At 70.7% G+C, this 23,515-nt stretch carries 21 protein-coding genes; 6 read left to right on the top strand and 15 right to left on the bottom strand.

What is annotated here, in order from left to right; translation table 11 throughout:
* Position 1: 1 nt before the first annotated feature.
* Positions 2-178 (bottom strand): hypothetical protein, encoded by a 177-nt coding sequence (locus tag AC1RN0_RS04020; RefSeq protein ID WP_492786139.1) that lies wholly within the window; start codon positions 176-178, stop codon positions 2-4.
* A 57-nt stretch (positions 179-235) separates the two neighbouring features.
* A complete protein-coding gene (locus tag AC1RN0_RS04015) occupies positions 236-415 on the bottom strand; it encodes a hypothetical protein (RefSeq protein WP_492786138.1) in 180 nt (59 codons plus the stop codon).
* 139 nt (positions 416-554) lie between these two features.
* Between AC1RN0_RS04015 and AC1RN0_RS04010 the strand changes: the two genes are divergently transcribed.
* Both AC1RN0_RS04010 and AC1RN0_RS04005 read left to right on the top strand, forming a co-directional pair.
* Positions 555-1,049, top strand: a complete 495-nt coding sequence (locus tag AC1RN0_RS04010) for a hypothetical protein (protein ID WP_492786137.1) — start codon at positions 555-557, stop codon at positions 1,047-1,049.
* An 85-nt stretch (positions 1,050-1,134) separates the two neighbouring features.
* Entirely contained in the window at positions 1,135-2,430 is a 1,296-nt protein-coding gene (locus AC1RN0_RS04005; protein ID WP_492786136.1) for an alanine racemase, read from the top strand.
* On the opposite strand, the gene AC1RN0_RS04000 is transcribed toward AC1RN0_RS04005, so the two are convergent.
* Positions 2,393-3,289, bottom strand: a complete 897-nt coding sequence (locus AC1RN0_RS04000) for a VOC family protein (RefSeq protein WP_492786135.1) — start codon at positions 3,287-3,289, stop codon at positions 2,393-2,395. The genes AC1RN0_RS04005 and AC1RN0_RS04000 overlap by 38 nt on opposite strands.
* Before the next feature lie 101 nt (positions 3,290-3,390).
* A complete protein-coding gene (locus AC1RN0_RS03995; protein WP_492786134.1) occupies positions 3,391-4,491 on the bottom strand; it encodes an NADH:flavin oxidoreductase in 1,101 nt (366 codons plus the stop codon).
* 177 nt (positions 4,492-4,668) lie between these two features.
* Here AC1RN0_RS03995 and AC1RN0_RS03990 point away from each other — a divergent pair, with 177 nt between their 5' ends.
* Both AC1RN0_RS03990 and AC1RN0_RS03985 read left to right on the top strand, forming a co-directional pair.
* Positions 4,669-6,525: an alpha/beta fold hydrolase gene (locus tag AC1RN0_RS03990; protein ID WP_492786133.1), complete on the top strand. Its 1,857-nt coding sequence runs from the start codon at positions 4,669-4,671 to the stop codon at positions 6,523-6,525.
* A gap of 152 nt (positions 6,526-6,677) precedes the next feature.
* Complete coding sequence (locus AC1RN0_RS03985; protein ID WP_492786132.1) at positions 6,678-7,643, top strand: CsgG/HfaB family protein; 966 nt, start codon at positions 6,678-6,680, stop codon at positions 7,641-7,643.
* Positions 7,644-7,717: 74 nt separating this feature from the next.
* Here the strand turns inward: AC1RN0_RS03985 and AC1RN0_RS03980 are convergent, their stop codons facing one another.
* From AC1RN0_RS03980 to AC1RN0_RS03965, 4 genes are all read right to left on the bottom strand, one after another.
* Positions 7,718-8,929, bottom strand: coding sequence for an acyl-CoA dehydrogenase family protein (locus tag AC1RN0_RS03980; protein WP_492786131.1), 1,212 nt, complete (start codon positions 8,927-8,929; stop codon positions 7,718-7,720).
* A 4-nt stretch (positions 8,930-8,933) separates the two neighbouring features.
* Positions 8,934-9,221: a putative quinol monooxygenase gene (locus tag AC1RN0_RS03975; protein WP_492786130.1), complete on the bottom strand. Its 288-nt coding sequence runs from the start codon at positions 9,219-9,221 to the stop codon at positions 8,934-8,936.
* A gap of 201 nt (positions 9,222-9,422) precedes the next feature.
* Positions 9,423-9,680 (bottom strand): hypothetical protein, encoded by a 258-nt coding sequence (locus AC1RN0_RS03970; protein ID WP_492786129.1) that lies wholly within the window; start codon positions 9,678-9,680, stop codon positions 9,423-9,425.
* 150 nt (positions 9,681-9,830) lie between these two features.
* Positions 9,831-10,526 carry a TerB family tellurite resistance protein gene (locus AC1RN0_RS03965; protein WP_492786128.1) on the bottom strand — a complete coding sequence of 232 codons (696 nt, stop codon included), beginning with the start codon at positions 10,524-10,526 and terminating at the stop codon, positions 9,831-9,833.
* 35 nt (positions 10,527-10,561) lie between these two features.
* Between AC1RN0_RS03965 and AC1RN0_RS03960 the strand changes: the two genes are divergently transcribed.
* Positions 10,562-14,179 (top strand): hydantoinase B/oxoprolinase family protein, encoded by a 3,618-nt coding sequence (locus AC1RN0_RS03960; protein ID WP_492786127.1) that lies wholly within the window; start codon positions 10,562-10,564, stop codon positions 14,177-14,179.
* Between the two features lie 23 nt (positions 14,180-14,202).
* A complete protein-coding gene (locus AC1RN0_RS03955) occupies positions 14,203-15,168 on the top strand; it encodes a hypothetical protein (RefSeq protein ID WP_492786126.1) in 966 nt (321 codons plus the stop codon).
* A 30-nt stretch (positions 15,169-15,198) separates the two neighbouring features.
* Here AC1RN0_RS03955 and metH read toward each other — a convergent pair whose 3' ends face one another.
* The 7 genes from metH to AC1RN0_RS03920 form a co-directional block, all read right to left on the bottom strand.
* On the bottom strand, positions 15,199-17,871 hold the full coding sequence (gene metH, locus AC1RN0_RS03950) for a methionine synthase (RefSeq protein WP_492786125.1): 2,673 nt from the start codon (positions 17,869-17,871) through the stop codon (positions 15,199-15,201).
* Positions 17,872-17,998: 127 nt separating this feature from the next.
* Positions 17,999-18,382 (bottom strand): hypothetical protein, encoded by a 384-nt coding sequence (locus AC1RN0_RS03945; protein ID WP_492786124.1) that lies wholly within the window; start codon positions 18,380-18,382, stop codon positions 17,999-18,001.
* Positions 18,382-19,446 (bottom strand): homocysteine S-methyltransferase family protein, encoded by a 1,065-nt coding sequence (locus tag AC1RN0_RS03940; RefSeq protein ID WP_492786123.1) that lies wholly within the window; start codon positions 19,444-19,446, stop codon positions 18,382-18,384. Before AC1RN0_RS03940 ends, AC1RN0_RS03945 begins: the two co-directional genes overlap by 1 nt.
* The gene (gene bla, locus AC1RN0_RS03935; protein ID WP_492786122.1) at positions 19,443-20,306 is read right to left on the bottom strand and encodes a subclass B3 metallo-beta-lactamase; all 864 of its coding nucleotides are present in this window, start codon (positions 20,304-20,306) and stop codon (positions 19,443-19,445) included. Before bla ends, AC1RN0_RS03940 begins: the two co-directional genes overlap by 4 nt.
* Entirely contained in the window at positions 20,303-21,229 is a 927-nt protein-coding gene (metF, locus tag AC1RN0_RS03930) for a methylenetetrahydrofolate reductase [NAD(P)H] (protein WP_492786121.1), read from the bottom strand. Before metF ends, bla begins: the two co-directional genes overlap by 4 nt.
* Entirely contained in the window at positions 21,226-22,197 is a 972-nt protein-coding gene (locus AC1RN0_RS03925) for an ArsR/SmtB family transcription factor (RefSeq protein ID WP_492786120.1), read from the bottom strand. Before AC1RN0_RS03925 ends, metF begins: the two co-directional genes overlap by 4 nt.
* A gap of 274 nt (positions 22,198-22,471) precedes the next feature.
* Positions 22,472-23,428, bottom strand: coding sequence for a 2-hydroxyacid dehydrogenase (locus AC1RN0_RS03920; protein WP_492786119.1), 957 nt, complete (start codon positions 23,426-23,428; stop codon positions 22,472-22,474).
* Positions 23,429-23,515 lie beyond the last annotated feature (87 nt).

Here is a 23,515-nt window from a genome sequence, read left to right as displayed (position 1 = left end):
TCTAACGCGACATCCAGGGCTTCGACTTCGAGGCGGACGCGTGCGCGGCCGCCTGCTCGCGCTGGAACCGGCCGCCGCGCGGGGCCTTGGGCCGGGCGTCGAGCGCCGCCTGCTTCAGGCGCAGGGCCTTCTGCATCGGCGTTTCGTCGGGCGGGGGCTGGTCCGGCGTGTCGGTCACGAGTCAGGATCTCCGGCGCAAGGGAACAGGCAGTCTAGGGCCTGTTCCCTTGACCGACTACTTCGCCGGCTTGTCGTCGCCTTCAGCCAGCTCTTTCGCCTTGCCGAAGGCGTCCTTCACCTCGGCCTCGGTGATGCGGGCTTCGGGATGGCCCGGCTGGCCAAGGTTCTGCTCCTCGGTGCCGTCGCCCATCACGCCGGGCTGCGAGCCGTCGGTCTTCTGCACGTTTTCGGTCATTTCGATCACCCTTCTGCAAGTCACCTGTCGCCAACGGATCAGGATGGCGCCCGTTCCGGGCCCGGCCCGGACCAGGCGATTGCGACGACTCACCGGCTACCGAAATCTGGCCGAACTGGATTCTCCAGGAGGGGTGACAATGATGACGACCAGAACCATGACCGCGGCGATCGTGCTCGCCGCAACGTTGACGGCGGCCGGCGCGGCCGGCGCGCAGGACCAGGGCTACTTCCAGCAGCGCGCCGACCAGGCGCTTCAGGGCGAGACCGTCGCCCTGCGATGGACCGTGCCGTTCGGCGACCGCAAGACGGACCGCGCCGCGGCCCCGTCGCTCGCGCTGAGCTTCTCGCAGGCCTCGGCCGAAGGCTCGGTCCGGATGATGGACGTGGCGAGCCTGTCGTTCGCCAGCAATGGTCGCCAGTTCGTCTCGCCCTTCCAGAACAATTTCGGCGAGGGCGCCGGCCACTGGATCGCCATGCACCCGTATCTCGCCACGCTCGGCGCCGGCCTGGTCCTCGTCGGCGTGGCCGAAGCGACCAAGGAAGAAGACACGCCGGACTGCCGCAGCCGCAACAGCAACAGTCTGGGCGCGCCGCTGCCCGAAGGCGGCTCCAGCGCCATCTGCAAGAAGTAGCCGACGCAAGCGGAAGTGGACGATAGTGTGAGGCTGGCCGGACTCCTGTCCGGCCAGCCTCGATCTGTCCGCAGGAGACGCCGGCATGTCCATTGCCCTTGACCGCCGCCTGATGATCGCCGGAGGCGGCGTGCTGGCCCTGGGCGCGGCCGGAACCCTGGCGCTGCGGCCCGGCGACCATGGCGGGGTCCATTCGCCCTACTTCCTCGGCCTGCAGGCCGCGCTGAAGGCCGCGGGCCTGGCGCGGCCGACCCTGGTCATCGACCAGCGGCGGCTGCAGGCCAACATCGCCGCGGTGAAGGGCTTCCTGCCGGCCCGCCAGGGTCTGCGGGTGGTGGTCAAGTCGCTCCCGTCGCTCGGCCTGCTCGACGCCGTGGCCAGGGGTGTCGGCACAAGCCGCTTCATGGTCTTCAACGGCCCGATGCTGGCGACCATGGCCGCCGCACGGCCCGACGGCGACTATCTGATGGGCAAGCCGCTGGCCGCCGCCGAGGCGCACGGCTTCTACGCCGCAGGGCCCGGCAGGGCGGCCGGCTTCGATCCCGCCCGCCGGCTGCAGTGGCTGATCGACACGCCCGCCCGGCTGGACCAGTACGCGGCCATCGCCCGCGCCGCCGGGACCACGATGCGGGTCAGCCTGGAAATCGACGTCGGCCTGCATCGCGGCGGGTTCAGCACACCCGCCGACTTCGCCGCCGCCCTGCAACGCATCGACGCCGACCCGGCGCTCAGTCTGGGCGGCCTGATGGGCTACGATCCGCACCTCAGCCACGTGAAGGCCGGTCATGGCCGCGACAAGGCCCTGGCCCACAGCCGGAGCCTCTACCAGGGCTTCCTCGACCAGCTGCGCGACGCGCAGGGCGCGGCATTCAATCCCGCCGCCCTGACGCTGAACACCGCCGGCTCGCCGACCTACCGGCTGCACCACGACAGCCCCTACGCCAACGACATCTCGGTCGGCTCGGCCTTCGTCAAACCGCTGGATTTCGACGTCGACACCCTGGCCGCCCACGTTCCGGCGGCCTTCATCGCCACGCCGGTGCTCAAGGCCCTGCCGCGCACCGACCTGCCGACTGCCGAGTCCCTGACGCCGCTGTTCCGCCTGTGGGACCGCAACACCGAGCGGGCCTTCTTCATCCATGGCGGCCACTGGCTGGCTGCGCCGGTTTCGCCGCCGGGCCTGCAATATTCGTCGCTGTTCGGCCGTTCATCGAACCAGGAGCTGCTGACCGGCTCGGACAGGGTCTCCCTGAAGGCCGACGACACCGTCTTCCTGCGCCCGACCCAGAGCGAGGCGGTGCTGCTGCAGTTCGGCGATCTGGCCGTCTGGGACGGCCAGGCGATCAGCGCGATGTGGCCGGTGTTCCCGACGTCGGCGTGACCGGCTCGACTCGTTCGGGCTTGCCGGACCAGCGCCAGGCCATGCTCGGCCGCGACACGCCCAGCATCATTCCGCCGAGCGTCGCCGGGTGCAGCCACAGCTGGTCGGCGGTCAGGGCCGGGTCGCGGTCGTCCGGCCGGTCGAGCGTGATCCCCGCCCCGGCCTCGGCCGCCAGCCGCTCGATCAGCGGCATCTCCGCGCTCTCGGCGAAGGCCATGTAGTAGGACGCGCCCTCCCGCCGGTAGTAGCGGCCCATGGTCTTGTCCATGTCGATCGGGGTGATGACCTCGAAGCGGTGCAGCCGGTCCGGATGGAACAGCGTCAGCACCCCGGTATAGCCGAACGCCTCGGAGGTGATGGTCGTGAACGCCGACGGATCGAGGTTGAAGGTCCGCGCGATCCGGTCGACCGCGGCGGCCTGGTCGGCGGCCAGCACAGTGGCCTCGTAGAGGAAGTCGACATTGCCGGCGGGCATCCGCGCCTCGGCCGGCGAGACGACGAAGCGGATCGGCGCGCCCTCGATGCCGAGCGTCACATAGTGGCGGTCATCGGCGTCGACGCAGGCCGCCCCGGCCCCGGCGGCATGGCGCGCGACGCCGGCCGCGTCCTCGCTCTGGGCCCCGGCCGCGAACAGATGCGCCCGCCCCCGCCGCGCCAGTTCGTCGGAGACCGGGCCGGTTCCGTCCGGTTCGAGGAACTCGATGTCGGTGGTCCCGACCCGCAGGGTCATGCGCTGGGCGCCGAGGCTGCCCAGCCGGTCCCGCCCGACGAACTCGGCCCCCAGCAGGTCGCGCCAGGGCATCGCCGAGCCGACGGCGTCGGGCGTGGCCAGCAGGATGCGGTCGATCTCGGTCAGCATGGCGCGTGCTCCAACGGGGACATGTACCGAAGGTACGTGTCCCTCAATCGAGCGGCCACTGTTTAGGGGACACGTACCTTCGGTACATGTCCCCGACACGTCTAGTACAGCACCGCCATGGCCGAGCGGTCGAAGGTCTTCAGTTCGGCGGTGCGGCCCTCGCGGACCTTCACCACCCATTCGGGGTCCTGCAGCAGCGCGCGGCCGACAGCGACCATGTCGAACTCGCCGCGGTCCATGCGCTCGACCAGGTTGTCCAGCGACGCCGGCTGGCTCGCCTCGCCGCCCCAGGCGGCGATGAACTCGCCGGTCAGGCCCACCGAGCCGACGCTGATGGTCGGCTTGCCGGTCAGCTTCTTGGCCCAGCCGGCGAAGTTCAGGTCGCTGCCCTCGAATTCCGGCTCCCAGAAGCGGCGCTGCGAGCAGTGGAACACGTCCGCCCCCGCGTCGGCCAGCGGCTGCAGCCAGGCCTCCATCTCGGCCGGCGTTTCGGCGAGCCTGGCGGTGAAGTCCTGCTGCTTCCACTGCGACAGGCGGATGATCACCGGATAATCCTCGCCGACCTCGCGGCGGACGGCCTTGAGGATCTCGGCGGCGAAGCGCGACCGTTCCGGCAGCGTGGCGCCGCCCCAGCGGTCGGTGCGCAGGTTCACGCCGTTCCAGAAGAACTGGTCGATCAGGTAGCCGTGGGCCCCGTGCAGCTCGATCGAGTCGAAGCCGAGCGCCTTCGCCGCGCCGGCGGCCCTGGCGAAGGCGTCGACCGCGTCGGCGACCTCTTCGTCGCTCATCGCCTCGCCGAACTGCTTGCCCGGACTGGAAAGGCCGGACGGGCTGTCATAGCCGCCCTCGGGGTTCCACGTCGGATCCTGCGAGCGGACGGCGCCGACATGCCAGAGCTGCGGCGCGATCTTGCCGCCCTCCCCGTGCACGGCGTCGGAGACGGTCTTCCAGGCGGCCAGTTCGGCGTCGCCGTGGAAGCGCGGCACATTGCGGTCGTTGAGCGAGGCCGGACGGGCGACGCCCGTGCCTTCGGTCACGATCAGCCCGACCTCGTTGTGCGCCCGGCGGGCGTAGTAGGCCGCCACATCGGCGGTCGGCACGCCGCCGGGGGAGAAGGACCGCGTCATGGGCGCCATGACGATGCGGTTCTTCAGGGTCAGGGATTTGATCGTCAGCGGCTGGAAGAGGATGTCGGCGGACACGGGCGGCTCCGGTTGTTTGAAGGCGCCGGTTTAAACGCTTGTTCGAACGGGCTGCTACGCAGAAATTCTCCTACCGGAATTGGGGAGTCGGCCGTTCGGAGAGTCCTGTTCTCCCCGGCCCGATCCGCGCTACAGTCAGGGGGCATCCGGTCGAGGGACCCGGATGGAGGTTCACCTGTGCTGAAGAAACTCGAGTACGGTTTTCCCGAGATCATGCGGGAGAGGCTGGCCGAGGGGCGCCCGTCCCAGGCCATCCTTGAAGACTGGGCCGCGTTGGCCTGGGCGCTGGACCGTGACCCCGAAGCCCTGACCGCCGCGCTGACCGAAGCCTCGCAGATCGCCACCGGTCGCGCCTCGGCCACCGTGGCCCCGCGATCGGCCATCGGCGTGGCCATTGTCGAGGCCGGCGGCGAGCTCGCCCTGGCCGATGAGGTTTTCTCGAAATGGTTCGGCGGACAGCCCGATCTGGCCGCGTTTCGCCGGCTGGTCCGGCTCGCCGTGCGCGACGGTCTGGCCACCGGCCTGGTCGAGGGCGCGGACGGCGCGGCCCTGGCCGCCTGCGCCGGCTCGCGCGAAGCGGCCGCCGGCTGGCCCCTGTCCGACGCCTGCCGCGCGGCCCTGGCCGGCCCCGCCCGCCGCATCGCCCTGCTCTGCTTCGCCCCCTCGCGCGCCAGCGACCTGGCGGCCCGCGCCAGCGACGCCTTCGGCCTGACGCCTCTCGAGGCCCGCCTCGCCGAGGCCCTGCTCGACGCCCCCAACCTGGAGGCCGCCGCCCTCCGCATCGGCGTCGGTCGCGAGACGGCCCGCGAGGCCCTCAAGAAGGCGATGAAGAAGGCCGGGGCCCGCCGCTCGCCGGACCTCGTGCGGCGGATGATGGACCTGATGTGCGGCGACCACGCCACGCCGCCGGCGCTGGAGACCGTGCTGGCCACGACCTTCGGGGCCACGGCCGCGGAGGCCCGCGCCGCCGCCCGCTTCGCCCAGGGCCTGACAGCGCGCGAGGTCGCCGAGGCGCTCGGCGTCAAGGACGCGACGGTGCGCGGCCAGCTCAAGGCGGTGTTCGCCAAGACCGGGGTCAACAAGGCCAAGGACCTGGTGCGGCTCGCGGCCGAGACCAGCACACTGGCGGCCCTGTCCGGCGCGGCCGAGACGGTGCTGGAGCCGGCCGATCCCAACGGCCGGCTGCGGGTCGTCGCCTCGGGCGATCGCCGCATCGCCGTCACCGACTACGGCCCGCGCAGCGGCAAGCCCGTGCTGGTCATGCATGGCGCGACCACCGGACGGCGGCTGCCGCCGGCGCTGGTCGTGGCCCTGCACGCCCGCGGCTATCGCCCGCTGGTGCCGCAGCGTCCGGGCTATGGCCTGACCGACGTCGCCGCCATGCCCTATCTCGAGCAGGCCGCCGACGACATGGCCCGCGTCATGGACGCCCTGCGCATCGACCGGGCCAAGGTGCTGATCCGCGACTCCAGCACCCCGGCCGGCCTGTTGTTCACCTGCCTGCACCCGGACCGGGTCGTCGCCGGCGTGGCGGTGAACCCCAAGTGGCCCGCCAGCGCCGACCGGAAGCTGACCGTCCGACTGCCGACCTCGATGCTGGGCGTCCTCGGCAAGGCGTTCATGGAAAACCCGCACATGATCGACCTGGTCGCCGAGATCCTGCGCCGCCAGACCCGCAGCGACCTGATGGAAAAGGTCATGCGCCAGTCCCTGACCCATATTCCCTGCGACCTGCAGGCGCTGAAGACGCCGGGCGTGATGGAATCCCTGGTGCGCGACGCCCAGGCCATGTTCGCCCGTTCGAGCGCCGGGTTCGCCGCCGAGCACCGCGCCTTCGTGGCCGGCTGGGAGGTGCCATCCAACGTCGGCGGCGAACGCTGGACGATCGCCGAGTGCGGCCACGTGGCCATGCCCGACGCGCGGGTCATCTGGGGCGGCCTGCCCAACGCGCAGTTCCGGATCATCGAGGATGCCGGCCTGCTGGTCTATTTCACCCACCCGACCCTGATCGCCGACCTCGTGGCCAACGCCTGACAGGTCCCCCCATTCGGGGGGCGTCGGCCGGTCTTCACGGGGCCACTGTACCGGCTCAGGATCGCGGGCGGATTCCGCCCACTGCCGGCGGCGTCTTGACGGGACGTCACGGCCCCCGTCGATCCCCACGGACGAACCCTTGGAGGGAAGTAATGCGCAAAATCGTAGAAGGCGTCGTCGGAATCGCCCTGGCGGCCATGGTCCTGGCTCCGGCCAGCCCCGCGTTCGCCCAGTACGGCATGGACCGGAAGAAGCCGGCGAACGCCGCCACGCCGGAAATGCCCAAATGCGACCGGCCGCTCGGCGTGATCGCGATCCAGGAGCCGGAGAAGCAGTGGTGGACCGAACTCGGCCTCTCCAGCCCCGAAACCCTGATCAAGCTGTTCGCGTCGCGCTCCGGCTGCTTCCGGGTCGTCGACCGCAACGCCGGCCTGGCGATGCGCGGTCAGGAGCGTGACCTGGCCGGGTCGGGCGAACTGGCGCGCGGGTCGAACATCGGCCGCGGCCAGGTGATCGCGGCGGACTTCTTCCTCGTGCCCGACATCGCCAACTCGAACTCCAATTCCGGCGGCAACGCCATCGGCGCGATCGCCGGCAGCGTGATCCCGGGCGGCTTCGGCGCCCTGGCCGGCCAGATCCGCACCAAGAAGTCCGAAGCCCAGGTGATCATCACCGTCGTCGACGCCCGCACGACCGAACAGCTCTACGTCGCCGAAGGCACGGCCAAGAAGACCGACATCGGCTTCGGCGTGGGCGGCGGCGCGCTGGGCAGCACGGGCTTCGGCGCGGCGGCCGGCGGCGGCTACAGCAACACCGAGATCGGCAAGGTCATCACGGCGGCCTACTTCAACGCCTTCATCGACCTGATCCACTACGCCCAGGGCGGCGCCCTGCCGACCGGCGAACAGGCCTCGGCCAATGCCGGCCCCGCCGCCATGGTGGCCACGCAGTCGATGCCGATGCGCTCGGGCCCGAACCCGACGGCCGCGATGGTGCTGAACGTGCCGGCCGGCGCGATCCTCTACCCCACGGGCGGCCGCAACGGCGTCTGGATGGAGGTGGACGACGAGCACGGCAACCGCGGCTGGGTGTCCTCGGCCTTCCTGACTGCGCGGTAGACGATCCTCGATCCGAAACGACGAAGGGCGGAGCGCCAGGCGCTCCGCCCTTTTTCATTGCCCGGTCGGCTGGATCAGAGACCCAGCACCAGCTTGGCCATGATGTTGCGCTGGATCTCGTTCGAGCCGGCGTAGATCGAGGCCTTGCGGTAGTTGAAGTAGCTGGGCGCCACCGGCGCGGCGTAGTCGGGGCCGGGCCTGGGGTCGTTGGTCATCGCCCAGGTGTCCTGGATGAACGGCGTGGCGTAGCCGCCGACCGCCTCCAGGGCCAGTTCGGTGATCGCCTGCTGGGCTTCGGAGCCCGCGCACTTGAGCATCGAGGAGGCCGGACCGACCGGCTTGCCCGAGCCCATGGCCGAGAAGATCTGCATCTCCGTGGCGTTGAGCGACTCGATGCGGATCTCCATCTCGGCCAGCTTGCGCTGGAAGTCGCGGTCGCGGATCAGCGGCTCGCCGCCGTCGCCGAGCTCGGCCGAGGCGATCTTGCGCACCTTCTGCAGCTGGTTCATCAGCCCCGGCGCGTAGGCGTTGCCGCGCTCGAACTCGAGCAGGTACTTGGCGTAGGTCCAGCCCTTGCCCTCCTCGCCGATGCGGTTGGCCACCGGCACGCGGACGTTGTCGAAGAAGACCTGGTTGATTTCCTGCTCGTTGGTCGCGGGACCGTCGAGCGTCGGCAGCGGCTTGATCTGGATGCCCGGCGTGTCCATGCGCAGCAGCAGGAAGCTGATGCCGTTCTGCGGCTTGCCGCTGGCGTCCGTCCGCACGAGGCAGAACATCCAGTCGGCCCACTGGGCGTGGGTGGTCCAGATCTTCGAGCCGTTGAGGACGTAGTCGTCCCCGTCCCGCTCGGCCTTCATCTGCAGGCTGGCGAGATCGGAGCCGGAGCCGGGCTCGGAGTAGCCCTGGCACCACCAGATGTCCGAATTGATGATCGGCGGCAGGTGCTGCGCCTTCTGCTCCGGCGTGCCGAAGGCCATGATCACCGGGGCGACCATCTTCAGGCCCATGGGCGAGGCCGTGGGCACGCCCGCCAGGCTCATCTCCATGTTGAAGATATAGGCCTGGGACGGGGTGAAGCCGGGACCGCCATACTCGACGGGCCAGTTGACCGTGGCCCAGCCCCTGGAGGCCAGCTTCTTCTGCCACTTCACCTGGCCGGCCTTGTTGAGATAGCCGTTCTTCGACTGTCCCATCATGCGCCGCAGGTCGTCGTCGTAGTTCTCGGCGATCCAGTCGCGGACCTCGCGCTGGAAGGCCTTGTCGTCATCCGAAAACGCGAGGTCCATCGGATCAGACCGCGTCGAGGTATTCGATCGACGGACGGCCGCCCAGGCACGCGCCGATGCCGGCGCCGGCGGCCTTGAAGTAGTCCGTGCCGCCGTGGGCCGTCAGGGCGTCCTGCGAGGCGTACAGCTCGAGCACCTTGTAGACGTTCGGCTCGGTGCGGCTCTTGGTCAGCTGGTACATCAGGCAGCCCGGCTCGTTGGCCTTCACCTTGGCCGCGAGATCCGCGAACACCGCTTCCAGGTCAGGGCCCTTGCCCTCCGCAACCGTCAAGGTCGCCACTACGCCGATCATGTTTCGCTCCCGAACACTTGTTTGAAGGCGGGACAATGCGGCGGAGGCGGGAGCGGCGCAAGGGGGGCGTTGGGGCGTGTGCGTGGTTCGACACGCGCCCTTCAGGCGCTGCTCACCATAACGTATGTCTTGAAGCCCACCCCTCGACGTCATCCTGAGCAGGCCCGCAGGGCCGTGTCGAAGGACGCAGGTTCGGCGTTCTTACCGCCGCTCGTTCCAGCCGTAGGCGACCCAGGAGTGGCCGCCGACGTTGCGGGCCTCGATGATGTCGGGATCCCCGGTCGGCGCGGCGCGCACGGTGCGCTTGGCGCGCATCGCGACCCCGGCCAGACCCAGCAGGGCGCTGGACATCAGGGCGATGAGGACGACAGTCGCGGCGGCGAACACCGCCAGCACGGCCCCGACCGCGAGCGCGGCGCAGGTGGCGAGCGTGCCGGCCAGCCAGGCGAGGCCCTTCAAGGCCGAACGAGAACCCCCCGCAGAGTTCAATCTGTCCATCTTGTCCTCGGTGGGCCGCGAGAGGCGCGGCCACGGATTACTATTTTGTCGTTAACCGCTGAACGTCAACTGAACACATGCCAAACGGGTGCGAATTCGGCGCCTGCCCGTTCAGACGGCGCCGACCAGCGCCAGCTCGCGGCGTTCCTGCATGATGGCGTCGAAGGCGGCGTTGATCGAGGCGGTCTTGGTTTCGGCCACCGCGATGAACTCGCTCGGCAGGCCGCGGCCGCGCGCCCGGTCGGGGTGCGCGTCCGACACGCGGTCGCGCCAGGCCGCCCGCACCACGGCGTCGTCCGCGTCGGGCAGCACGCCGAGGATCACGTAGGGGTCGTCCGGCCCGGCGCCCAGATGGGTCGCCTTCAGCCGCCGGAAGGTCAGCGGCGAGAAACCGAACAGCTCCGAGACCGTCTCCAGATAGGCCAGTTCGTCATGGGTCACCGCGCCGTCGGAGCGGGCGATGTGGAACAGGCCGTCCAGCACGTCCTCGAGCAGCTGCGGGCAGTTGCGGTAACGCTTGGCGAGTCGCTTGGCGTAGCTCTCGAATCCCCGCGTCGTCTGGCGCGCCAGATCGTACAGGCGGTGGACGTTGCGCTCCGACCCCGAGTCGGGCTGGAACACGACGGAGAAGGCTTCGAACTCGTCCTGGTCGGCCCTGCCGTCCGCCTTGGCCAGCTTGGCCCCGAGCGCCGTGACGGCGGTCGTGAAGGCGGGGTCCTCTCCCGGGGGACCGGGAGGACAGTCGGGGCATTCGGCGTCGTCGACGCGACGCGCCGCGAGGCCTGCTATGGTGCGCCAGAAACTCATGGGATCGACTTGCAGCTTATGATCGTGGCGCGGACATGACAACGGTTGCTGAAAACGGCCCCGGCTGGACGTTCTGGATCGACCGGGGCGGCACCTTCACCGACGTGATCGGCCAGGCGCCGGACGGCTCGGAGCAGACGCTGAAGCTCCTGTCCGCCTCGCCCTCCTATCCGGACGCGGCGGTCGAGGCGATGCGCCGCCTGCTGGCGGTTGAACCGGGCGCGCCCTTTCCCGCCCACCGGGTCGCGGCGATCAAGATGGGCACCACGGTGGCCACCAACGCCCTGCTCGAGCGCAAGGGCGCCAAGACCCTGCTGGTCACGACGGCCGGCTTCGCCGATGCGGTCGTCATCGGCGACCAGTCGCGGCCCGAGCTGTTCGCCCTCGACATCCTGCGGCCCGCCCCCCTCTACAGCGGCGTGGTCGAGGCCGGAGAGCGGCTGGCGGCGGACGGCGCGGTGGTCGCGGCGCTCGACACGGCGACCCTGGCGGCGGATCTCGCCCGCGCCCGCGCCGACGGCTTCACCAGCGTCGCCATCGCCTTCCTGCACAGCGACCTGAACCCGGCCCATGAGCTGGCCGCCGGCGAGATCGCCCGCGCCGCCGGGTTCGACGATGTGGCGCTGAGCCACGAGGTCAGCCCCCTGCCCCGCTTCGTGCCGCGCGCCGAGACGGCGGTGGCCGACGCCTATCTGACGCCCGTGCTGCGCGCCTATGTCGACCAGGTCGCCCGCGCCGTGGACGGCGCCCCGCTGTGGTTCATGACCTCGGCCGGGGCGCTGGTCCGGGCCGGGGCGTTCCGGGGCAAGGACGCGGTGGTCTCCGGACCCGCCGGCGGCGTGGTCGGGGTGGCCCGCACCGCGGAAGCGGCCGGCGCGGCCGCCGTGCTGGGCTTCGACATGGGCGGCACCTCGACCGACGTCTGCCGCTTCGCCGGCGTGCTGGAGCGGCGCGACGCGGCGAAGGTGGCGGGCGCGAAGCTGCGCAGCCCGATGCTCGATGTTGAGACGGTGGCGGCGGGCGGCGGCTCGATCCTGACCTTCGACGGCGCCCGCGCCCGGGCCGGTCCCGCCAGCGCCGGCGCCGATCCAGGCCCGGCCTGCTACGGCCGGGGCGGTCCCGCGACGGTGACCGACGCCAACCTCGTGCTCGGCCGGCTGGACCCGGCCTTCTTCCCGCCGGTGTTCGGCCCGAACGGCGACGCCCCCCTGGATCCTGCCGCGGCCCGCGCGAGGCTGGCCGACCTGGCCGACGCCATGGGCCTGTCGGTCGAGGCCGCCGCCGAGGGCTTCGTCGCCGTGGCCGTCGAACAGATGGCCCAGGCCGTGCGCCGCATCTCCACCGAGCGCGGCTTCGACCCGCGCGGCCATGCGCTGGTGGCGTTCGGCGGCGCGGCCGGCCAGGTCTGCTGCCAGGTCGCCGACGCGCTCGGCGTCACCGAGGTGCTCAGCCCCCGCCACGCCTCCCTGCTGTCCGCCTGGGGCATCGGCCAGGCGCGGGTGGGCGCGCTGAGGCAGGCGGGGCTGGAAGCGCCGCTGGACGCCGCCGGCCTGACGGCCGCGGTCGCCCTGGCCGACCGTCTGGAACAGGAGGCCCGCGCCGCCCTCACCGCCCAGGGCGCGGCCGCCGGATCCGCCGATCGCCGCCTGCGCCTGCGCTATGACGGCGCCGACGCGGCCCTGCCGATCGCGCCGGATGGCCTGACGACCGTCAAGGCCGCCTTCGAGAGCGCCCACCAGCGCCTGTTCGGGTTTGTGGAGCCTGAGCGGACGATCCTGATCGCCAGCGTCGAGGTGGAGGCGACGGCCTCTGGATCCTCCCCATCGGGGGAGGTGGCTGGCCGAAGGCCAGACGGAGGGGGTCATCCGGACCGTCGACCGACATCTGAGCGGACCCCCTCAGTCGGCTTCGCCGACAGCTCCCCCAACGGGGGAGCATCCGCGATCGTTCACGCCGCCGACCTCACTGCCCTCGCCGGCCCCGCCCTGATCATCCGCAGCGACACCCAGATCGCCGTCGCCGCCGGCTGGCGGGCGACCGCCGAGGCGGACGGTCTGATCCGCCTCAACCGCACCGTTCCGCTGACCGCCGGCGTCATTGCCGCCGACGCGCCTGATCCGGTGACCCTGGAGCTGTTCAACCGCCGCTTCACGGGCGTCGCCGAGGCCATGGGCGCGGCGCTGGAGCGGACAGCCCACTCGGTCAACATCAAGGAGCGGCTCGACTTCTCGTGCGCCCTGTTCGACGCCGGCGGCGGGCTGGTGGCCAACGCGCCGCACATGCCGGTGCACCTGGGCAGCATGGGCGCCAGCGTGCGGGCGACGACGGCGCGCCATCCGGTGCTGAAGCCCGGCGAGGCCTTCGCGCTCAACAACCCCTACTTCGGCGGCACGCACCTGCCCGACATCACCGTGGTCATGCCGGTGTTCATGGACGAGGCCGCGCCGCCCGCATTCTACGTCGCCGCGCGCGGGCACCATGCCGACGTCGGCGGGGTGCAGCCCGGCTCCATGCCGCCGTTCTCGACCACGCTCGACGAGGAAGGCGTGCTGCTCGACGCCGTGCCGATCATGAAGGACGGCCGCTTCCTCGAGGCCGAAACCCGCGCGGCCCTCGCCACGGGCCGATGGCCGGCCCGGGCGCCGGACCGCAACCTCGCCGACCTCAAGGCCCAGATCGCCGCCTGCCAGGCCGGCGCCGCGGCGGTGGCGGCGATGATCGACGCCTACGGGCCGGACGCCGTCGCCCGCTACATGACCTTCGTGCAGAAGAACGCCGAACAGGCCGTGCGCCGGGCGGTGACGAAGCTCCGCGACGGCGAGGCCCGCGTGCCGATGGACGGCGGCGGCGAGATCGTCGTGACGATCCGGGTCGACGCGGCGGCCGGCGAGGCGGTGCTCGACTTCAGCGGCTCGGCCGACCAGTTGACCAGCAACTTCAACGCCCCCTCCGCGATTGTCGACGCCGCGGCGCTGTACGTGTTCCGCAGCCTGGTCGACGACGACATCCCGCTGAACGCCGGCTGCCTGACGCCGCTGAAGATCGTCACGCGGCCCGGCTCGATGCTCGACCCCGAGCCCCCGGCGGCCGTGGTCGCCGGCAACGTCGAGACCAGCCAGCATGTGGTCGACGCCCTCTATGCGGCGCTGGGGGTGATGGCCAACAGCCAGGGCACGATGAACAACTTCACCTTCGGCGACGCGGACCGGCAGTATTACGAGACCATCTGCGGCGGCGCGGGCGCGACGCTTAACCGGGCCGGCGCCGGCGCGGTCCACACCCACATGACCAACAGCCGCCTGACCGATCCGGAGATTCTCGAGCGGCGTTTTCCGGTGCGGGTCGAGACCTTCCACACCCGCGCCGGCTCGGGCGGCGATGGCCTGCATCGCGGCGGCGACGGGGCGGTGCGCCACATCCGCTTCCTGGCGCCGATGGAAGTCGCCCTGCTCTCGTCACGCCGAAGCCACAGTCCGCAGGGAATCTGTGGCGGTGGCGCCGCGCTCCCCGGCCGCCAGCGTTTGAGAACGGCCGACGGCGCTGTAAGGGAACTTACAGGCTGCTTTTCGATTTCCGTGCGGCCGGGCGACGTTGTCGAGATCGAGACCCCGGGGGGCGGTGGATTCGGTCATCCCATCGGCGACCACGCCTGACGCAACTTTTTTCAGGACCTTGAATGGCCCCGTTCCTCTTCGCCCTCGCCCTGTTCGCCCAGGATGCTCCCCCCGCCGCGTCCGATGGCCCCATGGCCACGGCCGTGCCCCGCAAGCAGGAGGTCGCCGCCCTGCCGATCCAGGGCGGCGCCGTCTCGGCCCCCAGCGATGACTACGGCTACGTCGGCTGGTGCTACGGCGCGATGTCGGCCTACGTCGAGCTCTACGACCGCGCCATGCCGGAGGTGATCCGCATCGAGCGGGCCTGGCCGACGCCGAGCACCGAAGACAACATCGCCAAGGTCTATCCGGCCCAGCGCGACGAAGCGAAGAAGAACATCGTCCTGTTCGCCCGCGCCATGCAGGCGGCCGAGAAAGCCAGTCCCTCGCCGATCCAGAACCAGGGCGTTGACGCCATCCGTCGCGGCCGGGCCGTGTGGACCGGCGCGACCAGCGTGCCCAAGGCCCAGCTGGCGCAGTTCTGGATGTCCTGGTCGCCGCCGGCGAAGTGCGAGGAGACGGCCAAGGCCCTGGAGGCCCGCTCGCTGATCTTCGGCCAGGCCCTGACCTACAACAACAAGGGCGCCGCGGCGGCTCCTCTCCCGGCGGCGCCCGTTGCGCCGGCCGCCGAGGAACCCGCGCCTGCTCCCGCCCCGGCCGCCGACGCCGCGCCGGCGCCGGAAGCCCAGGCGGAGCCCGCTTCGCCCGCGCCGGCGCCGGTCATGGCCAGCGACGGCGTGCTCGCGATGACCCCGGTACCGGTGGAAGACGCCGACGCCCCGGCGGAGACGACGGACACGCCGCCGGCGGCCGCGCCCGACGAGGCCCCCGCCTCGGCTATCGACGCCCTGATGCCGACGCCCGCCGCCGCGCCCGCGACGCCGGCCGCCGCCGAAGCCGCGCCGCCGACGCCCGCGCCGACGGCCCCGGCGAAGAAGCGCAAGCGCGGCCTGAAGGACACCCTCACCGGCATGCGCGGCGCGCAGTAGCCCTGCTCCTCCCCATGAAGGGGAGGGAGATCAGGCCGCCGCGTCGCGGTCCACCGCGTCCGGGTCATAGGCCAGGATCGGCGCCAGCCAGCGTTCGGCCGTGGCCAGATCCCAGCCCTTGCGGGCCGCGTAGTCGCTGACCTGGTCGCGGTCGATGCGGCCGACGCCGAAGTAGTGGGCGTCGGGATGGCTGAAATAGAGGCCGCTGACCGCCGCCGCCGGGCTCATGGCGAAGCTCTCGGTCAGCTTCATGCCCGTCTGAGCCTCAGCGTCCAACAGCTTGAACAGCGTGGCTTTTTCCGTGTGATCCGGCTGGGCCGGATAGCCCGGCGCCGGGCGGATGCCGCGATAGCGCTCGCCGATCAGGTGGTCGAGGTCGAAGGCCTCGTCCGGCGCGTAGCCCCACAGTTCGGTGCGCACGCGGTGGTGCATCGCCTCGGCGAAGGCCTCCGCCAGCCGGTCGGCCAGGGCCGCCGCGAGGATGGCCGAGTAATCGTCGCCCGCGTCCTTGAACCGCTTGGCGATCTCCGGTTCGCCATGACCGGCCGTCACCGCGAAGCCGCCGATCCAGTCGGCCGGGCCGCCGATCGGGGCGATGAAGTCGGACAGCGCGGCGTTGGCCTTGTCGCCCGTCTTGGCCATCTGCTGGCGCAGGGTGTGCAGCCGCGCCAGCTCGGTCGTCCGGCTCTCGTCGGCATAGACGACAATGTCGTCGCCGTCGGACTGCGCCGGCCAGAAGCCGACCACGCCGCGCGCCTGGAACCAGTTCTCCTCGACGATCCTGGCCAGCATGGCCTGGGCGTCCTTCCACAGGTCGCTGGCGGCCTCGCCGACCACGTCGTCCGTGAGGATGTCGGGGAACCGCCCGACCAGCTCCCAGCTGGCGAAAAACGGCGTCCAGTCGATGTATTTCGCCAGCGTTTTCAGATCATAGGAGTCAAAGGCTCGCGTGCCGGTAAAGCTAGGCTTCGGCGGCGGAGACCCCGTCAGATCAATAGCGAAGCGGTTGGCACGGGCCCGGGCGATCGGCGTGCGGGTCTTCTGCTCCTGGCCGCGCGCGAACTGCTCCCGGACCTTCACATAGTCGGCGCGGGTCTGGGCCTCGAAAGCCGCCTTATCGGTCTTCGACAGCAGCTGCGACACGACCCCGACTGCGCGACTGGCGTCGAGCACATAGGTGGTCGAGGCGGCGCGATAGGCCGGGGCGATCTTGACCGCCGTGTGGGTCTTGCTGGTCGTCGCCCCGCCAATCAGCAACGGGATGTCGAACCCACGCCGCTCCATTTCCGAGGCGACGAAGACCATCTCGTCCAGCGAGGGCGTGATCAGGCCCGACAGGCCGATGATGTCGACGTTGTGCGCCTTGGCCTCGTCGAGGATCCGGTCGGCCGGGACCATCACGCCGAGATCGATGACCTCGTAGTTGTTACACTGCAGGACCACGCCGACGATGTTCTTGCCGATGTCGTGCACGTCACCCTTCACCGTGGCCATCAGGACCCGGCCGGCCTGCTCGCGCGGCTTGCCTTCCTTCTCGGCCTCCATGAACGGCATCAGCCAGGCCACAGCCTGCTTCATCACACGGGCCGACTTGACCACCTGCGGCAGGAACATCTTCCCGGCCCCGAAAAGGTCGCCGACGATGTTCATCCCGTCCATCAGCGGGCCTTCGATGACGTGCAGCGGCCGCTCGACGGTCAGCCGGGCCTCTTCCGTGTCCGCGTCAATGAACTCGGTGATGCCGTTGACCAGCGCATGGGCCAGCCGCTCGGCGACCGGCAACGCGCGCCAGGCCTGGTCGGCGACCTGGACCTTGCTGCCGTCGCCCTTGTACTTCGGCGCCAGGTCGACCAGCCGCTCGGTCTGACTGCCGCCGGCCCTGGGACGCCGGTTGAGGATCACGTCCTCGACGGCCTCGCGCAGCTCCGGCTCGATGTCGTCATAGACCGGCAGGTCGCCGGCGTTGACGATGCCCATGTCCATGCCGGCGTTGATCGCGTGGTACAGGAACACGCTGTGGATCGCCCGGCGCACCGGCTCGTTGCCGCGGAAGCTGAACGAGACGTTCGACACTCCGCCCGACACCCGCGCGTAGGGCAGCAGCTGCTTGATGCGCCGCGTCGCCTCGATGAAGTCGACGGCGTAGTTGTCGTGCTCCTCGATCCCCGTCGCCACGGCGAAGATGTTGGGATCGAAGATGATGTCCTCGGGCGGGAAGCCGACCTCGTCGACGAGGATGCGGTAGGCGCGCTCGCAGATGGCCACCTTGCGGTCGGCGGTGTCGGCCTGGCCTTCCTCGTCGAAGGCCATGACCACCACGGCCGCGCCATAGCGCAGGCAGAGCTTCGCCTGGGCGATGAACTCCGCCTCGCCGGCCTTCATCGAGATCGAGTTGACGATCGCCTTGCCCTGCACGCAGCGCAGGCCGGCCTCGATGACTTCCCACTTGGAGCTGTCGATCATCACCGGCACCCGGGCGATGTCGGGCTCGGCGGCGATCAGGTTGAGGAAGGTGACCATCGCCGCCTTCGAATCCAGCAGCCCCTCGTCCATGTTGACGTCGATGATCTGCGCGCCGGCCTCGACCTGCTGGCGGGCCACCGACAGGGCGGCCGCATAGTCGCCCTCGGCCACCAGTTTGCGGAATCTGGCCGAGCCGGTGACGTTGGTGCGCTCACCGATATTGACGAAGACAGGTCTCATAACACTCAAATTCCGCTCATCCCGGCGAAGGCCGGGACCCAGGTGTTTTTGCTTTCGAACCGCCGACGCCAGCGCTTTCCGGAAAAAGCCTGGGTCCCGGCCTTTGCCGGGATGAGCGGTGGAGGGATCATTGCGAGATCTCGACCGGCGCTTCCCGACCCGCCAAGGCGAGCCTCCGGCTAAGAATGGCTTGCGGGGCGCCGGCGGCGACGAGGCCGGGCCAGCATTTGGGATCGAGGGTGCGGTGCTCGGCCAGCGTCGCCACCAGCCGCGACAGGGTGGCGATGTCGGCCGTGGCGGCGATCTTCACCACCAGCGGCCCGGACAGCACCTTGGCCGGCACGGCCGTGGTCGGCGGGATATCGGCCCGCGCACAGGCCGTCAGGAAGGCCGCGCCCAGCGAGAACAGCGCCGCGTCGCTGACCGCCCGCCGGTTCAGCCGGCTGCGGATATCGCGGAGCATCTCGGTCTCGATCGGGCCGAGAGCGAGGGTGACCTTGAGGGCGGTCATCACGCCAGCTCGAACGCTTCCAGCCCGGCCAGCCGCATGGCGGTCGGGCGCTCGGGCAGCGCGCGCGGGGCCATGCCCGCGACCGACTGGGTCACATGGGCGATGTGGTCCGGCGTCGTGCCGCAGCAGCCGCCGACGATGTTGACGATGCCGCTTTCAGCCCATTCGTGCAGGGCGCAGGCCGTCTGGTGCGGCTCCTCGTCGTACTGACCCATGGCGTTGGGAAGGCCGGCGTTGGGATAGGCCGCGACCAGGGTGTCGGCGATGCGCGACAGCTCGGCGATGTGCGGCCGCATCAGGTCGGCGCCCAGCGCGCAGTTCAGGCCGATGGCGAAGGGTTTGGCGTGGCGCACGCTGTTCCAGAAGGCCTCGACCGTCTGGCCCGACAGGGTGCGGCCCGAGCGGTCGGTGATCGTGCCGCTGATCCAGATCGGCAGCTCCTCGTGGCCCTCCTCGTCACGCAGATCGAGGATCGCCTTGATGGCCGCCTTGCAGTTCAGGGTGTCGGTGATGGTCTCGATCAGGAACAGGTCGACCCCGCCCGCGTAGAGCCCCCTCACCTGCTCGCGATAGGCCTCGTAGACCTGGTCGAAGGTCACCGTGCGCGCACCGGGATCGTTCACGTCCGAGGACATCGACAGCATCACGTTCAGCGGCCCGATCGAGCCGGCGGCGAACCGCGGCTTGTCCGGCGTCTTCTCGGTCCAGCGGTCGGCCGCGGCCCGGGCCAGCTTCGCGCCCTCGAGGTTGATGTCGTAGGCCGCGCTTTCGAGGCTGTAGTCGCGCTGGGCGATGGTCGTGGCGCTGAAGGTGTTGGTCTCGCTGATGTCGGCGCCGGCCGCGAAGTAGGCGTCGTGCAGCCCGGCGATGATGTCGGGCCGGGTCAGGCAGAGGACGTCGTTGTCGCCCTTCAGCTGGCCGTTGTGGTCGGCGAAGCGCTCGCCGCGGAAGTCGGCCTCGCTCAGGCCCTGGCGCTGGATCATCACGCCCCAGGCCCCGTCGAGCACGAGGATGCGCTCCTTCGCGGCGGCCTTGAGGGCGGCGATGCGGTCCTGGCGGGTCATTGGGCGGCTCCCTGCTGGCGCGCCAGCTCGGTTTCAAAGGCCGCGCGCGAGTCGGCGATGCGCCGGCCGGCTTCGGTCGGGTCGACGAACGGACTGGGCTTGCCCGGCGCCATGGCCGCGCGCTTTTCGGCGAAACCGAACTGGTCGGGATGCGGCGCGAGGAAGACGTCGGCCTTCATCGCGGCCAGCCGCGTGAAGCTGGCGCGGTAGTCGGCGACGATGGTCGGATACTGCGGCTTCGGGGCCAGCCGGTTGCCGGCCACCGTCGTGCTGCACCAGAGCAGCGCCCTGCGCACCGCCCCGTCGATCTTCACCGGGAAGGTCCAGGTGGTGCAGCCGGGCGTATGGCCCGGCGTGATGTTGGCCGTCAGGGTCACGCCGCCGAGGGTGACCGTGTCGCGATCCTTGAGCACCGCGTCGACCTTGACCGGCTTGAAGCGCAGCCAGGCGACGTCCTCGGCCCCCGGGTAGACGCCCTTCTCCAGCAGCGGCCTGTCGCCGGCGCTGGCCAGCAGCGCCGCGCCGGTGTCGGCCTTCAGCTGGGCGAACCCGGCCGCGTGGTCGAAGTGGGCATGGGTGTTGAGCAGGATCTTGACGTCCGACAGCCTGAAGCCGAGCGCCTTGATGTTCGCCTCGATGCCGGCGACGTTCTGCTCCATCGGCCCGTCAATCAGGATCAGCCCCTTGGGCGTGACGATCAGATACGCCGAAAGCCCCTCGCTGCCGACGTAGTAGAGGTTCTCGCCGATCCGCACCGGTTTGGCCGGGCGGATCCACTCCGGCGGCAGGGTCTGGGCGATGGCCACGCCGGCCAGGGCGACGACGGCCAGAGCGGCCGGAATCCAGAAGCGCTTCTTCATGCCGCGGCCTCCTTCGGCGCGGTCGGAGTCTCGCGCACGCCCAGCACGCGGCAGATGGCGTAGACGAGGTCGGCCCGGTTGAGGGTGTAGAAGTGGAAGTCGCTGAAGCCTTCCTCGGCCAGTCGGGCGCACATCTCGGCGGCCACCGATCCGGCGATCAGCCGGCGGGTGTCGGGATCGTCGTCCAGCCCGTCGAACAGCCCGCCCAGCCAGGCCGGCAGCGGAATGCCGCACGGCTCGGCCATGCGCTGCAGGCCCTTGAAGTTGCTGACCGGCATGATCCCGGGCGAGATCGGGATGGTCACCCCGGCCTTGCGCACCCTGTCCATGAACCGCAGGAACACGTCGGTGTCGAAGAAGAACTGGGTGATCGCCCGGGTCGCGCCGGCGTCGACCTTGGCCTTCAGCACGTCGATGTCGTGGTCGATGCCCGGGCTCTCGGGGTGCACCTGCGGATAGAGGCTGACCGACACCTCGAACGGCGCGACCTTGAGGATGCCGGCGGTCAGTTCGGTGGCGTTGAGATAGCCGTCGGCGCGCGGCTCATAGGCGCCGCCGATGGCGCCCGGCGGGTCGCCGCGCAGGGCGACGATGTGGCGGATGCCGCTTTCCCAGTAGTCGCGCACCACCGCGTCGACCTCCTCGCGGGACGCCCCGACGCAGGTCAGGTGGGCGGCGGGCTTCAACGTGGTCTCGTCGAGCATCCGCTTGACCGTGCGGTGGGTGCGCTCGCGGGTCGAGCCGCCCGCGCCGTAGGTCACCGAGACGAACGACGGGTTCAACGGCTCCAGCCGGCGGATGGCGGCCCACAGGCTCTCCTCCGCCTGCGGCGTCTTGGGCGGCGAGAATTCGAACGATACGCGCACGCCATTGTCGCGGCCGCCGGCGCGGGCGACGGGTCCCAGGGACGAAGGCGGGGTCATGCGGCGCTCCTTTCGGCCAGGGCGGGCCGTCGGGCCGTCCAGATCTTCACGGTCAGTCCCGCCTCGGCCGCGGGCGGCAGGGCGGCGGCGGTTTCCAGTTCCAGCCCGGCGGCGGTCACCCAGCGGCCGATCTCCTCGTCGGAGAAGCCGAGCCGGCGGTGCTGGTGCTGCTCGCGCAGGTACTCCAGCGCGTGCGGGGCGAAGTCGACGATCAGCAGCCGGCCGGTCTCGGCGACCAGTCGCGCGGCCTCGGCCACGGCGGCGGCCGGGTCGCCGAGGTAGTGCAGCACCTGGTGCACGGTCACCAGATCGGCGCAGCCGCCGGGCAGTCCAGTATCGAAGATGTCGCCGTGGCGCAGCTCGCAGGCCGGCAGGCCCGCCTCCCCGACATTGACCCGGGCGATGTTGAGCATCTGCTGCGACAGGTCCAGCCCGACCGCGCGGCGCGCCTGCCCGGCCAGCAGGGTCAGCATGCGCCCCGTCCCGGCGCCGAGGTCGACCATCAGGCCGAGCGGCCCCTGGCCGACCGCCTTGCGGATTTCCGCCTCGACCTCGGCCTCGGCGACGTACAGCGAGCGCATCTCGTCCCAGCGGGCGGCGTTGCGCGCGAAGTAGGCGGCGGCTTCGGCCCCGCGCTCGGTCGCCACGCGCGACAGCCGGTCGGCGTCCGCGGACAGGTCGGGGTCGGCGGGATCGATCAGCGCCAGCGTCTGGTCGGCCAGCGCCCGCCCCCCGCCCTGGGCGGCCAGGCGGTAGAACACCCAGGCTCCGTCCGGGAAGCGTTCGACCAGCCCCGCCTCGGCCAGCAGCTTGAGGTGGCGCGAGACACGCGGCTGGCTCTGGTCCAGCACGGTGCACAGCTCGAGCACCGACAGCTCTTCCCGCGCCAGCAGGGCGAGGATGCGCAGACGCGTCGGCTCGCCCGCCGCGCGCAAGATCTCCACCACCTGTCCCGATGCCATCGTCATGGGGACATAAAGATATCTTTATATGATCAAGTCAAGCGTGGTCGGACAAGGGTTCCCCTGAGTGCGACACTGAATCGCGCGGGACAGACGCCCGTCCGAATCCATTGGCCAAAGTGATATCACTTTGATATTGATTCACCACCGGCGGGGAAAACCCCGCCTCCCCGGAGGAGCTTCCGATGCTCGGCGCCGTTCTGAAATCCCCGCGTAAACGGCTGGTCGCCGCGATCCTGTTCGGCGCGCTCCTGGCCGGCGGCGTCGGGCTGCTGCTGCTTCAGGCCTGAACGGGAGACAGCAGCGGCTCCTGATGGAAGAACCGGCGCAGGTTTTCCAGCGTCTGGCCGACCATCCTGGGGATGCTCTCGAGCGTGCCGCCGGCGGTGTGCGGCGTCAGCACGGTGTTGGGCACATCCGCCCAGCGCGCCGCCGGCGTCGGTTCGGTCTCGAACACGTCCAGCGCCGCCATGCCCAGCCGGCCGTCCTTCAGCGCCGCGATCAGCGCGTCCTCGTCGACGACGGAGCCGCGCGCAACATTGACCAGGCAACCGCGCGGGCCGAGCGCCTCGATCACGGCGGCCGAGATCAGGTGATGGTTGGCCGCGTCGCCGCGGCAGCAGACGAACAGGGCGTCGCTGTCGCGGGCCAGCGCCAGCAATCCTTCGGCCTTTGGCCAGGGGCTCTCCTTGTCGTTGGGTCCCCACCAGGCGACCGTCATGCCGAAGGCCTCGACCCGCCGGGCGATGGCCTGACCGATGTGACCCAGCCCGACGATGCCGGCCTTGCGGCCCATCAGGCCCGGCCGGGGCCGCATGCGCTCGGCGTGGGTCCAGCGCCCTTCCCGCACGATCCTGTCCCCCAGCACGATGCCGCGCCAGGCCGCCAGGAAGGCGCCCACGGCATGGTCGGCGACATCCTCGGCGTTGAGCCCCTGGGAATGGCTGACGGCGATGCCGTGGGCGCGACACCAGGGCACGTCCACGCCGTCATAACCGACGCTGACGCAGGCGATCAGGCCCAGCATCGGCATATCGCCCAGCAGGTCGGGCGAGAGCTTGATCTCGCCGGCGTGGACGATGGCCTGGACCTCGCGGCCCGGTCCGGCGAGGAACGCGGCGCGGTCAGGGTGCTCCCACAGGCGGATGACCCGGTAGGCCGGTTCAAGGGCCGCCTGCAGCGGCAGCAGCATCTCGTGCGATATCAAGACGACGGGTGGAGTCTGGGCATTGGTCATGCGCCGACAATGCCCCCGCCGACGGGCGCGTCAATCGAAGAGGTCGTGAGCAGCGCCGGAGCCGTGCGCCCGCGCCCTGATGTCGGG

It is taken from the genome of Caulobacter sp. GW821-FHT12F03 (genome assembly GCF_058806855.1).
The sequence above is the reverse complement of the archived record's forward strand: the minus strand, read 5'-3'. Positions and strand labels throughout refer to the sequence as shown.

Coding starts and splice junctions, on each gene's coding strand:
- AC1RN0_RS04015 (WP_492786138.1), bottom strand. CDS start 415: ATGACCGAAAACGTGCAGAAGACCGACGGCTCGCAGCCCGGCGTGATG.
- AC1RN0_RS04010 (WP_492786137.1), top strand. CDS start 555: ATGATGACGACCAGAACCATGACCGCGGCGATCGTGCTCGCCGCAACG.
- AC1RN0_RS04005 (WP_492786136.1), top strand. CDS start 1,135: ATGTCCATTGCCCTTGACCGCCGCCTGATGATCGCCGGAGGCGGCGTG.
- AC1RN0_RS04000 (WP_492786135.1), bottom strand. CDS start 3,289: ATGCTGACCGAGATCGACCGCATCCTGCTGGCCACGCCCGACGCCGTC.
- AC1RN0_RS03985 (WP_492786132.1), top strand. CDS start 6,678: ATGCGCAAAATCGTAGAAGGCGTCGTCGGAATCGCCCTGGCGGCCATG.
- AC1RN0_RS03980 (WP_492786131.1), bottom strand. CDS start 8,929: ATGGACCTCGCGTTTTCGGATGACGACAAGGCCTTCCAGCGCGAGGTC.
- AC1RN0_RS03975 (WP_492786130.1), bottom strand. CDS start 9,221: ATGATCGGCGTAGTGGCGACCTTGACGGTTGCGGAGGGCAAGGGCCCT.
- AC1RN0_RS03965 (WP_492786128.1), bottom strand. CDS start 10,526: ATGAGTTTCTGGCGCACCATAGCAGGCCTCGCGGCGCGTCGCGTCGAC.
- AC1RN0_RS03960 (WP_492786127.1), top strand. CDS start 10,562: ATGACAACGGTTGCTGAAAACGGCCCCGGCTGGACGTTCTGGATCGAC.
- AC1RN0_RS03955 (WP_492786126.1), top strand. CDS start 14,203: ATGGCCCCGTTCCTCTTCGCCCTCGCCCTGTTCGCCCAGGATGCTCCC.
- metH (WP_492786125.1), bottom strand. CDS start 17,871: ATGAGACCTGTCTTCGTCAATATCGGTGAGCGCACCAACGTCACCGGC.
- AC1RN0_RS03945 (WP_492786124.1), bottom strand. CDS start 18,382: ATGACCGCCCTCAAGGTCACCCTCGCTCTCGGCCCGATCGAGACCGAG.
- AC1RN0_RS03940 (WP_492786123.1), bottom strand. CDS start 19,446: ATGACCCGCCAGGACCGCATCGCCGCCCTCAAGGCCGCCGCGAAGGAG.
- bla (WP_492786122.1), bottom strand. CDS start 20,306: ATGAAGAAGCGCTTCTGGATTCCGGCCGCTCTGGCCGTCGTCGCCCTG.
- metF (WP_492786121.1), bottom strand. CDS start 21,229: ATGACCCCGCCTTCGTCCCTGGGACCCGTCGCCCGCGCCGGCGGCCGC.
- AC1RN0_RS03925 (WP_492786120.1), bottom strand. CDS start 22,197: ATGACGATGGCATCGGGACAGGTGGTGGAGATCTTGCGCGCGGCGGGC.
- AC1RN0_RS03920 (WP_492786119.1), bottom strand. CDS start 23,428: ATGACCAATGCCCAGACTCCACCCGTCGTCTTGATATCGCACGAGATG.